This window comes from Microthrixaceae bacterium (assembly GCA_016702505.1).
GTDB lineage: Bacteria > Actinomycetota > Acidimicrobiia > Acidimicrobiales > Iamiaceae > Aquihabitans.
On record JADJDU010000007.1, the window covers coordinates 28,117 to 40,114 of the forward strand.

7 protein-coding genes and 2 pseudogenes are annotated in these 11,998 nt (G+C 68.6%); 4 read left to right on the forward strand and 5 right to left on the reverse strand.

Features of this window, described 5'->3' with window-relative positions; translation table 11 throughout:
- Positions 1-8: 8 nt before the first annotated feature.
- Together ppsA and IPG97_07405 are read right to left on the reverse strand one after the other, a co-directional pair.
- Positions 9-2,347, reverse strand: a pseudogene (gene ppsA / locus IPG97_07400) (phosphoenolpyruvate synthase).
- Entirely contained in the window at positions 2,344-2,832 is a 489-nt protein-coding gene (locus IPG97_07405) for a hypothetical protein (protein MBK6856361.1), read from the reverse strand. The pseudogene ppsA and the gene IPG97_07405 overlap by 4 nt, the downstream one beginning before the upstream one ends.
- A 147-nt stretch (positions 2,833-2,979) precedes the next feature.
- Here IPG97_07405 and IPG97_07410 point away from each other — a divergent pair, with 147 nt between their 5' ends.
- Together IPG97_07410 and IPG97_07415 are read left to right on the forward strand one after the other, a co-directional pair.
- Positions 2,980-3,423, forward strand: a complete 444-nt coding sequence (locus IPG97_07410; GenBank protein ID MBK6856362.1) for a CBS domain-containing protein — start codon at positions 2,980-2,982, stop codon at positions 3,421-3,423.
- A gap of 40 nt (positions 3,424-3,463) precedes the next feature.
- Entirely contained in the window at positions 3,464-4,138 is a 675-nt protein-coding gene (locus tag IPG97_07415; GenBank protein ID MBK6856363.1) for a hypothetical protein, read from the forward strand.
- A gap of 82 nt (positions 4,139-4,220) precedes the next feature.
- Here the strand turns inward: IPG97_07415 and IPG97_07420 are convergent, their stop codons facing one another.
- Positions 4,221-5,453 (reverse strand): acyl-CoA dehydrogenase family protein, encoded by a 1,233-nt coding sequence (locus tag IPG97_07420; protein MBK6856364.1) that lies wholly within the window; start codon positions 5,451-5,453, stop codon positions 4,221-4,223.
- Between the two features lie 149 nt (positions 5,454-5,602).
- On the reverse strand, positions 5,603-7,093 hold the full coding sequence (locus IPG97_07425; protein MBK6856365.1) for a cysteine--tRNA ligase: 1,491 nt from the start codon (positions 7,091-7,093) through the stop codon (positions 5,603-5,605).
- 54 nt (positions 7,094-7,147) lie between these two features.
- Between IPG97_07425 and valS the strand changes: the two are divergent.
- Positions 7,148-9,800: pseudogene (valS, locus tag IPG97_07430) on the forward strand (valine--tRNA ligase).
- Positions 9,797-10,039 (forward strand): hypothetical protein, encoded by a 243-nt coding sequence (locus tag IPG97_07435; GenBank protein MBK6856366.1) that lies wholly within the window; start codon positions 9,797-9,799, stop codon positions 10,037-10,039. Before valS ends, IPG97_07435 begins: the two are co-directional and overlap by 4 nt.
- Here the strand turns inward: IPG97_07435 and IPG97_07440 are convergent.
- Positions 10,018-11,997 (reverse strand): nucleotidyltransferase family protein, encoded by a 1,980-nt coding sequence (locus IPG97_07440; protein ID MBK6856367.1) that lies wholly within the window; start codon positions 11,995-11,997, stop codon positions 10,018-10,020. The two genes, IPG97_07435 and IPG97_07440, sit on opposite strands and share 22 nt — an antisense overlap.
- Between the last annotated feature and the right edge of the window lies 1 nt (position 11,998).

The following is an 11,998-nucleotide window of genomic DNA, read 5'->3' on the forward strand; positions in this document are numbered from 1 at the left end:
CGCCGAGGTCAGCGGGGAGGGCGCCCGGCGGCGGCATCGAGGATGATCCGGTGCTCGGCCCGGCTCACGGTCCGGCGGGTGAGCTCGGCGACGCTGGGGTCCACCGACACCGAAGCGATGCCCCGACGGACCAGGTGTTCCACCAGCTTGGGATCGTTGGAGGCGGCCTGGCCGCACAACGAGGTGTGGAGACCGGCGGCCGAGGCCCGCTCCACGATCTGGTCGATGGCGTCCAGGACCGCCTCGTCCATGGTGTCGAACAGCTCGCTGCACACATCGGAATCCCGGTCGACGCCCAGCATCAGCTGGGTCAGGTCGTTGCTGCCGATCGAAACCCCGTGGATGCCGAGCTGCGCGTACTGCGGCAGCCAGTGCACCACCGATGGGACCTCGGCCATGATCCAACGTTTCAGCTTGCGGTCTCGGCCCAGCGGGTGTTCGTCGATCTGTCGGAGGCAGGCCTCCAGCTCCCAACGGGTTCGCACGAAGGGGATCATCAGATGAACGTTGGGGTAACGCTGGCGGACCGCCGCGATCACGTCCAGGTCGAGTCGGAACAGCTCGGGCTCGGTGACGTAGCGGAAGCACCCCCGATAGCCGATCATCGGGTTGCGTTCCTCGGCCTCCACCTCTCCCCCTTCGAGGCCACGGAACTCGTTGGAACGAAGGTCCACCGCCCGGTAGATGACCGGCCGGGGGCTGAAGGCAGCGGCGATGCGTGACACTCCCGCGGCCATGGCCGACACGTAGTCCTGTCTCCGACCTTCGGCCAGCAGCCGAGACGGGTGGAGCCCTCCCAGGGCTTCGGTGATCATGAACTCGGCACGCAGGAGACCGACCCCGTCAACCGGAAGGGCAGCCACCCGCTCGGCATCGTCGGGAACGGCCAGGTTCACGTACACCGCGGTGGCCGTGGTCTCGGTTGCGACGGCCGGGGACGGCGCATCCGGGGTCGAAGCGACCGACGCGGCGGTCAAAGACCTCGAGACGTCTCCCTCCAGCACAACACCGGCCCCGCCGTCGACGGTGACCAACTGGCGTCGACCAGATCGGTGGTGGCGCTACGAGCGGCCACCACCACCGGTCGGTGCAGCTCGCGCCCCACGATGGCGGCGTGGCAGGTGATCCCACCGTGGTCGGTGACGATGGCCCCGGCCCGGCGCAGCACCGGCAACCAGTCGGGGTCGGTCATGGCCGCCACCAAGATCTCCCCCTGCTCGAGGCGGTGGCCGTCACGTGGGGACTGGAGGATCCGAACCCGACCGGCCACCACACCGGGCCCGGCGGCCAGACCCGAAGCCAGCACCTTGGCCTGAGCGGAGGCCGTCGGCGAGGTTTGCCCGTCGGGCGTGTCACCAAGGGTGGTGATCGGCCGGGTCTGCACCACGTAGAGGTCGTCTCCGGAGAAGGCCCACTCCATGTCCTGAGGCGAGCCGTAGTGGTCCTCTACCCGTCGGGCCAGCTCCCCCAGGGCTCGGAGCTGGGCATCGTTCAGCACCCGACCGCCTCCTTCTCCGATGGCCAGGACCTGGCGTTCCTGGCCATCGGCGGTACCGACCAGTCGTTCGACCTGATGACCGATGCGCGTTTCCAGCACCGTCAGGGAGTCCTTGGCCAGCACGTAGTTGTCGGGTTCGACCTGTCCTCCGACGACCACCTCGCCCAGACCCAGCGCCGCCTCGATGACGATCCGGTTCCGGTCGGCGGTACGGGGGTCAGCGGTGAACATGACACCGGAACGATCCGACGGGACCATCTGCTGCACCACCACCGCCACCGAAGGTTCGTCGTGGTAGCCCTGGGCATCTCGGTAGGCGACGGCGCGCGGCGACCACAACGACGCCCAGCAACCGAGAACCGCGTCCACCAGGGCATCGGCGCCGACGACGTTGGTGAAGCTCTCGTGTATCCCGGCAAAGGACATCGAGGCGGAGTCCTCGGCCGGGGCCGAGGACCGCACGGCCACCGCTACGTCGGGGCCGAGCCCGGCGTAGGCGCTCACCAGTTCGGTCCTCAGGTCGGCGGGGAGACCGGCCTTGTCGACCAGTTCGGTGCCAGCCTCGGCCAGCCGCCCGCATTCCTCGGCCAGCTCGCTCGGGCTCAGCCCTTGGCGGGGCTCGAGAGAAGCGGCGTCGTCGCGCAGTCCCGCGGCGGTCAACGCATCGAGGTAGGCCCCGTGCTCGATCACGAAACCGGGGGGAACGGGCAACCCGGCCCTGGTCATCTCACCCAGGTTGGCTCCCTTACCACCCACCGCGTCGCTGTCCGAGAGCGTCAGGTCGGTGAACCAGAGGATCCGCGACGGGGCGACCGATGGTGAGGTGGTGATGTGGTCGGTCGCTGTCATCGGGTCTGTCCTGGTCGGTTCGGTGTTGACGAGCTGGTATCTGGCGCGGGACCCACCACATCGCGGTCTTCGTGATGACCCCACAGGGCGACCACGTCGACCACTTCAGTGTCGGGTGGGACCTCGGAACGGGCCGCAGCCACCGCGGTCGACACATCGGGTAAGACGGGAACACGTCGGCACAACCTTCGTAGCGCTCGGCGCTGATCGAGCCGGTCATCGACCAACCGGAACCGATGCCATGTCGACACGGCTTCCAGCCGGAGCACGATCCAAGCCAGCTCGTCGGGCCCGACCTTCACCCGGCTCAAGTCCACGACCACCGGTCCTTCGCCGGGGGTCGACCCGATGATGTGGTCGGCGGCGTCATGGGCCGATGCTGTGGTCGGCACGGAACCAGCCACCGACACCACGGTCACCTGGAACTCGGTCTTCACCACGACCTCGACTGCAGCCGTCTCAGCCCCCACATCCCAATGTTGCACTCGTGCCTCCCTTCCGCAACAGGGACCAAGGTCATGCCCGAACAGTTACCTCGGTCCGTTGCCGACGATGCCGATCGGGGGCATCCTGGGGTCATGAGCGCCTCACACGACATCGATGATCTCGACGACCTGGACTTCGACGACGACATGGGCGACGGTGCCTTGGGTGGGGGTGTCTCCCAGGCCGGGGCGCTCACCATCGCCACGCTCATCGACGGTCCCGTCACCCGCACTACCCCCGATGCCACCCTCTATGAGGTGGCCGCCCTGCTCGCCGCTGGCGACATCGGTGCCTTGGTGGTCGACGACGGCGGCGACGGCGAAGACGAGGCCACCGCGGTGGTGACCGAGCGGGACCTGATCCGCGCCTTGGCCAACCTGGCCGATCCGGCCGAGGTTCGGGTCCACAGCATCGCCAGCACCAACCTGGTGTGGTGCGACGTCACCGCCACGGTGGCCGAGGTGGCCGAGCTCATGTCCGAGCGCTACCTGCGCCACGTTCTGGTGGAAGACGACGGAGACCTGGTGGGCATCGTGTCGGCCCGTGACCTGCTCGGCGTCTACGCCGCCTCGGAGGACTTGGAGGACTAGCTGGCGCGCTGGCGGTTACCGGGTCAGCCATGATGGCGACATGACCGACCCGGGTCCCGACGATGGCGTCGACCACCAAGAAGTGCCTCCCGGTCCCCGCTTCGACTCGTGGGATCTGGCCGCCGCCATCATCCTCAGCCTGGCCACGGTCGCCTCGGCGTGGAGCAGCTACCAGGCAGCCCGGTGGAGCAGTGCCTACTCCAAGGAGAGCCGGGCCTCCACCCGGTCGCTGTTCGAAGCCACCAAGCAGCACGACGTGGCCGGGCGCCAGCAGAGCATCGACGTCTCGACGTTCACCCTGTGGTTCGAGGCCACCGTCAAGGGCGACGACGCTCTGGCCGCTGAGGTGTCGGACCGGTTCCGGCCCGAGCTCCTCACGGCGTTCGAAGATTGGTGGCCACCCGGCCAGGATCGGTCCGACCTCCCGGCCGGCACCCCCATGGACATGGATTCCTACCGCCTCGCCGCTGCCGACGAGGTCGACCGGCTGGTGTCGGCAGCCGAGGACCACGCCACCACCGCCGATGAGGCCAGCCAGACCGGAGATCGGTTCGTTCTGACCGCGGTGCTCTACGCCTCGGTCCTGTTTTTCGCCGGAATCGCCAGCAAGCTCTCAGACCCACGGTCCGAGCACTTGGCCGTGGGTCTCAGCGCCACCATGTTCGTGGTGGCCTCGGTGGTGGTGCTGACCCTGCCCCACCGATTCGGCTTCTGACCACCGCTCCCAAAACGGCAACTGGCGTGGACCCACGTCACTGGGACGGGATCCACGCCAGCGGCAAAGCCGGATCGGTTGACTACTCGATGCGGAGGCCGGAGATGGCCCGGGCGATGACGAGCTGCTGGATCTGCTCGGTGCCCTCGAAGATGTCGAAGATCTTGGCGTCTCGGTGCCAACGCTCCACCGGGTACTCACGGGTGTAGCCGTAGCCACCCAGGATCTGGATGGCGCGCTCGGTGGTCCACACCGCGACGCGGCCGGCCTTGAGCTTGGACTGGCTGCCCTCGGCGTTGACGTACTTTCCGTTGCGGCTCAGCCAGGCGGCGCGGTGCACCAGGAGTCGGGCGGCGTCGATCTCGGTGATCATGTCGGCGAGCATGAAGGCGATGGCCTGGTTCTTGATGATCGGCTTGCCAAAAGCGGTGCGCTCCTGGGCGTACTGCAACGAGTACTCGTAGGCGGCACGGGCCACACCGATGGCCATGGCGCCCACGGCGGGGCGGGTGGCCTCGAAGGTGGCCATGGCCGGCTGCTTGCCCGAGGACTCGGTCTTGGGCTTGGTCAGGGCCTCGCGGGCCTTGGCCAGCTTCTCGTCGAGCTTGTCCTTGCCGCCCAACAGGCACGAGCCAGGCACGCGGACGTCTTCCAGCACCACCTCGGTGGTGTGGGACGCCTTGATGCCGTGCTTCTTGTACTTCTGGCCCTGGGACAGACCGGGGGTACCGGGGGGCACGATGAAGCTGGCCTGGCCCCGGCCCTTCAGCTCGGGGTCGACGGCAGCGACCACCACGTGGACGTGGGCGATGCCACCGTTGGTGATCCACGCCTTGGTGCCGTTGAGCACCCACTCGTCCTTGGCCTCGTCGTAGACGGCCCGGGTGCGCAGCGAGCTCACGTCGGAGCCGGCGTCGGGCTCGGACACGCAGAAGGCGCCCAGCTTCACGTCGTCGGCGGTGCCGTAGCACTGGGGCACCCACTCCATCATCTGCTCGGGGGTGCCGTTGCCGGCGATGCCCGCGGCAGCCAGGCCGGTGCCCATGATCGACAGGCCGATGCCGGCGTCGCCCCAGAACAGCTCTTCGATGGCGAGGGGCATGGTGAGGCCGGTGGAGTCGCCGAGCATGGCCTGAGCCATGAAGTCGAATCCGTAGAGCCCGACCTTGGCGGCCTCTTGGACCACGGGCCAAGGGAACTCTTCGCGCTCGTCCCACTCCTCGGCGACGGGGCGGATGACGTCCTTCGCGAACTGGTGGACCCAGTCCTTGAGCTGTTCCTGTTCCTCGTTCAGGGCGAGGGAGAACTCTGCCATGACATGACCTTCTTCTACGGAGGTTGGATCCGGGGTCCCCGTTCCCCTTCGTGGCGCGGCCCGGATTCGATGGAGGCTTAGTTACCGACCGGTAACATCTGACATGTTACGCGGCCTCGTCAAGTCTGCCAAAGCCGACGAGAGTCGGCTCAGCGACGGCGCAGGATGGGGCCGTCGGGCGTGTCCACGATCTCGAAACCAGCGGCTTCGATCACGTCGCGCAGCCGGTCGGCCTCGGCAAAGTCCCTCCCGGCCCGTGCCGCCTCCCGCTGGGTCATCAACCCGACGAGGTCGGCGGGAGCATCGTCCAACGCCACCGTGCCCTCCTGCTCGGGATCGACCGACTCGGCCAGCCCGAATCCCAGAGCTCGATCGAAGTCGGCGTAGAGGCTCCACCGGTCCCCGGCGGTGAGCGCCGGTTCACGAGCCACCGACGAGACCACGGCCAGGGCGCGGGGCGCGTTGAGGTCATCAGCCAGCGCCTCCCAGAACGCCCGCCGCAATCCATCGGTGCGCGAAGGATCGACCTCGGCCTCGGGCCCGCCCGCGGTCGAAGCGTCGCGGGCCACCACGGCGTGGTGCACCAGTCGTCGCAACGCCGTGTCCGCGGCCCGCACCAGGTCGAAGGTGAAGGCCTGCTGTTGGCGATAGTGGGCCTGGAGGAAGAAGTAGCGGAACGCCAGCGGCGAGATCCCCTGCTCCACCAAGGTGTCGACCAACAAGACGTGGCCTTTGCTCTTGGAGATCTTCTCGCCGCCGATGTCGAGGAACTCGTTGTGCATCCACACCGTGACCCACGGGTGGATGCCGAGCGCACTCTCGGTCTGGGCCACCTCGTTGGTGTGGTGGACCCGAACGTGGTCGATCCCACCGGTGTGGATGTCGAAGCGCTCGCCCAGGTGTTTGATCGACATGGCCGAGCACTCGATGTGCCAGCCCGGGAACCCGACCCCCCACGGCGAGTCCCACTCCTGGAGACGGCGGGTGCCAGCCGGGCTGAGCTTCCACAGCGCGAAGTCGGCGGGGTGACGCTTGGCGGCGACGTTCTCCACCCGCCCGGTGGCCTCCAGGTCGTCGAGGTTGAGGTGGGCGAACTCGGCGTAGCGCGGGAAGGTGGACACGTCGAAGTAGACGCCGTCGTCGATCACGTAGGTGTGGCCCCGCTCCTCGAGGGTGCGGATCAGGGCGATCTGTTCGGCGATGTGCTCGGTGGCCCGGGGCACCACATCGGGCTCGAGGCAACCGAGCCGCCGCCGGTCGGTGGCCCACTGCTCGCTCCACCGGGAGATGATGTCTTCGACCGAGCCGCCTTCCCGGTTGGCCGCCGCTTCGACCTTGTCGTCGCCGGCGTCGGCGTCGTCGGTGAGGTGGCCGACGTCGGTGATGTTGGTGACGAAGCGCACCTGGTAGCCGGCCGCGGCCAGCACCCGCCGCAACAGGTCGGGCAGGAGTTGGCTGCGCATGTTCCCCAGGTGTTGGGGGCCGTACACGGTGGGTCCGCACGTGTAGATGCCGACGTGACCGGCCACCAGCGGTTCGAAGCGAACCACCTGACGGCGGCGGGTGTCGTACAGCCGGATCTCGGTGGGGTCGATCTGGGTCGGGGCCTGCTCCGCGCTCACCCCGCCAGTCTGACCCATGGCGACCGCTACCGGTTCGAAGGCCCTCGGGGACGGCCGGTACCTTTGTCGCCCATGGGTCAGCCTCAAGTTCCCGAGAAACCGACGCTCGACGGACTGGAGGCCCGGTGGGGCGCGGCCTGGGAGGAACAGGGCACCTACCGCTTCGACCGCACCGCCGAGCGGGCCGAGGTGTTCTCGATCGACACCCCGCCGCCCACCGTCTCGGGCTCGCTGCACGTCGGCCACATCTTCAGCTACACCCACACCGACACCATCGCCCGCTACCAGCGCATGGCTGGCAAGAAGGTCTTCTACCCGATGGGCTGGGACGACAACGGCCTGCCCACCGAGCGCCGGGTCGAGAACTACTACGGGGTGCGCTGTGACCCGTCGGTCCCCTTCGTCGAGGGCTACCGGCCACCGGACAAGCCGGCCAAGAAGCGCCAGGACTTCGAGCGCATCAGCCGCCGCAACTTCATCGAACTGTGCGAGGAGCTCACCGCCACCGACGAGCAGGTGTTCGAGGACCTCTTCCGCCTGGTCGGTCTGTCGATCGACTGGACGTTCACCTACACCACCGTCTCCGACCGGTCCCAGCGCATCAGCCAGCGGGCGTTCCTGCGCAACCTGGCCCGCGGTGAGGCCTACTCCCAGGAGGCCCCGAGCCTGTGGGACACCACCTTCCAGACAGCGGTGGCCCAGGCCGAACTGGAAGACCGGGAACGGCCCGGCGCCTACCACGACCTCGCCTTCCACCGCTCCGACGGCGGCGACGACGTGGTCATCTCCACCACCCGCCCCGAGTTGGTGGTGAGCTGCGTGGCCCTCGTCGCCCACCCCGACGACGAGCGCTACCAACCCCTGTTCGGCTCCACCGTCACCACCCCGATCTTCGGGGTTGAGGTGCCGGTCAAGGCCCACCACCTGGCCGAGCCCGACAAGGGCACCGGCATCGCCATGATCTGCACCTTCGGCGACCTCACCGACGTGATCTGGTGGCGCGAGCTCGACCTGGACACCCGGGCCGTCCTGGGCAAGGACGGCCGCTTCCCCACCGAAGCCCCAGCGTGGCTCACCACCGACACCGCCCGCGACGCCTACGCCCGCTTCGCCGGCAAGGCCGCCGGCGGCGCCCAACAGGTGATGGTCGAACTGCTCACCGAGTCGGGTGAGCTGCTGGGCGAGCCGCGCAAGATCAACCACCCGGTCAAGTTCTACGAGAAGGGCGACAAGCCGCTCGAGATCGTGACCACCCGCCAGTGGTACATCCGCAACGGCGGCCGAGACGACCACCTGCGCGACGCCCTCCTGGCGCGGGGGGCACAGCTCCAATGGCACCCCGACTACATGCGCCACCGCTACGACAACTGGGTCGGCGGCCTCAACGGTGACTGGTTGATCTCACGCCAACGGTTCTTCGGGGTGCCGATCCCCCTGTGGTACCGCCTCGACGCCGAGGGCGAGCCGAACCACGACGAGCCGCTGGTGCCCGCCGAGGACACGCTGCCCATCGACCCGCAGAGCCACGTCCCGCCGGGTTTCACCGCCGACCAGCGCGACCAGCCGGGGGGCTTCGCCGCCGACCCCGACGTCATGGACACCTGGGCCACCTCGTCGCTGACCCCCCAGATCGTCTGTGGCTGGGAGGAGGACGACGACCTCTTCCAACGCACCTTCCCCATGGACCTGCGCCCCCAGGGCCACGACATCATCCGCACCTGGCTGTTCTCCACGGTGGTTCGCAGCCACTTCGAACACGGCACCGTGCCGTGGGCCAACGCCGCCCTGTCGGGGTGGATCCTGGACCCCGACCGCAAGAAGATGTCCAAGTCGGTGGGCAACGTGGTGGTGCCCACCGACCTGTTGGAACAACACGGCGCCGACGCGGTGCGCTACTGGGCGGCCAGCGCTCGGCCCGGCACCGACACCGCCTTCGATGCCGGCCAGATGAAGATCGGCCGCCGCCTGGCCATCAAGATCCTCAACGCCTCCAAGTTCGCGCTGGGTCTGGGCCCGGCCCCCGCCGATGGCGCCGTCACTGAACCCCTCGATCGGGCCGTGCTGGCCGAGTTGGCCGACCTGGTCGACGACGCCACCCCGGCCTTCGACGGCTACGACTACGCCCAGGCCCTGCAAGCGCACCGAGGACCTCTTCTGGCGGTTCTGCGACGACTACCTGGAGCTGGTCAAGGTCCGTGCCTACGGCTCGGGCGAAGGCGACTCTTCGGAGGGTGCGGTATCGGCCCGGGTCGCCCTACGGGAGTCCCTGTCCACCCTGCTGCGCCTGTTCGCCCCGTTCCTGCCCTACGTCACCGAAGAGGTGTGGTCCTGGTGCCGGACCGATGCCGGAGCGCTGCCCGGGTTCGAGGTGGTCTCGGTCCACCGAGCCGACTGGCCCGACGCAGCGTCACTGCGAGCCCGGGCCGGACAATCCACCGCTGGCTCCAAAGCCGACACCGAGGGCGTTCTGGCCGTGGCTTCGGAGGTGCTGGGGCGTATCCGCAAGGCCAAGTCCGACGCCAAGGTGTCGATGCGAGCCGACGTTGACGTCGTGGTGGTGACCGACACCGAGGCCAGGTTGGCAGCCCTGTCGGCGGCTTCGGGCGACCTGCGCGACGCCGGCAAGGTGACCGAGTTGGTAACCGCCACCCTTGGCGATGGTGAGGAACCGTCGGTGACGGTGAGGTTGGCCGAGGTGGCCGCCGCAGCGCCCGACGCGGGGTGAAACCGGGCCCCAGCGGCCCCAAGCGGCCGGACTGGCTGACCACGCCCCACCCCGATCGTCTGGCCCCCGACCATCCGGCCCGGGCCCAGATCCTGGCCGCCCACGACCGGGCGGTGGAGGTCGGGCTGTCCACCTACCGGGACCCAGACACCGGCTACAGCGTCATGACCGCCCGCTACCTGGCCGACCGCGGCTACTGCTGTAGCCAGGGCTGTCGTCACTGCCCCTGGGAGGCCTGATGGTCGTGGAACGCTCGGGTCGGCGTCCACCCGAAGAGGGCCTCGGCCCGCGACGAGTCGACGAGCGGAGCGAACGGTTCGTTCTCCACCACTTCCCGGTCGCGCCCGCTGCGCCAGGCCACGCCGGGGTGAAGGCGTTGGACCAGGTCCCATGTCGGCCACAGTGATGCGCTGTCGGGACCGGAGACCGTGACCTCCTCGTAGCCGGGGGCCAGCGGTTCTTCGACGGCCTGCACCAGCAGGTCCACCAGGTCGTCCACGTGGATGAACGCCCCGTACTCCCAGAACGGGCGCCACTGACGGGTCTCGTCGGCTTCCCACTTGAGCCGCTCCCGTTCGAACCGTTCCTCCTCCCACACCGCCGGGGGGCGTACCACCACGACCGACACGGAACGGTCGACGACAGCGAGCAGACGGCATACGTACTCGGCCCACAGCTTGGAATGGGCGTAGGGGGTGGACGGCCGCTTGGGATGGCGTTCGTCGAAGGGCAGCCGGGCCGGCGCGGCCCGGCCCATGAACGCGCCGGTGACCTGGAAGCTGGAGACGTAGATCACTCGAGCGACCCCGGCCCGACGAGCAGCGCGCAGCACCACGACCGTGCCCCACACGTTGGTGGCCAGCGACGACCTCCACGAGGCGTTCCACGGAATCGACGCCAGGTGGAGAACAGCATCGCAACCGGTCACTGCCGGCTCCACATGAGTCGGGCGCCGTACGTCGATGCCCATAGCCCGATCCAGCCGCACCACTTGTCGGGAAGACGACTCCAGCGCATCCGACACCCGCCAATCAGTAGGACCGTCGGCCCCGGTGACCAGCACCCGGCGCGGGTTCCACGGACCAGGAGCACTTCGACGCCGGCCCGACCGAGCACCGCTCACACTTGACCACACATAGGCCGGACCTCGACGGGCCGCAGCGACGATCGCACCGGTGGGAGAGCTGGCTTCGAGACGGGCCGACATCACCCTCGGCGCCGCGCGGAGACGCTCGCCAGCCGCCAGCGAGTGCAGGTCGAACACCGCGGCGCGCAACACGTTCGGGAACCGATCGCGATCCATGGCGGCAAGGGTCAGTCGGTCGAGCACGGTCCAACTGGTGGAACGCATGCGCTCGACCACATCAACGGGCACCACCGCAGTACCGGTGGCGTCCGCCACGAAATCGGCAGCCCGAACCGCCAGACCTGTGACCGCGAATCGCTCGGCCTGGGCGGTGAAGTGGTCCCAGTCGACGTTGCCGGAGCGAGCCAGGAACACGGCATCGGCCATCCACCGCAGCCGGGCGCTAGTGCCTCGGAGCCCGTGCAGGAACGTGACCAGGAGCTGATCGGCGGGATCGGCCACCATCGCCGACCGTCCGTCGGGAAGATCAACCCGGACAGCGTGACGATGGACGGCAGCCAGGGCGGGCCCGCCGGCCGCCTCGATCATCCAGGGGTTGAGGTGGACGTGAAGGTCGACCTCGATCCCCCCCGGCATCGACCACATGGCGGCGTGGCCATCGGATGCCACGTGGACCTGAACACCTCCGGCCGCGGCCAGGGCAACGCCGGCACGTTCCATGTCTCGGAGCTCGACGAGGACATCGAGGTCCTCCATGGGACGCAAGCCGAGTTCGGGGTAAGCCACCCGCAGCATCGCTGCACCTTTGATGGCGACCGCTCGAACCCCGGCCTCGGCCAACAGATCCGAGACGTTTCCGAGCATGGCCAGATGGCGCTGGGACTGCACCCAGGTTCGCCGGGTCAGACCGAGCAGGCGGGCCAGGTCGACATCGTCGGCAGGTTCCAGACCCGCCCGCTCCAGGTTCCACCCGAGCAGCGGTGCGAGTCGGTAGTTCTCACCGGTCAACGCTTCGAAGTCGAACTCCGGCCTCAGGCGCTCCCACGCGGCCCGTGCTTCTCCGGGCGTTCCGAGGGTGGCCTGGAGCAACAATCGGTCGGCACCGTTCAAG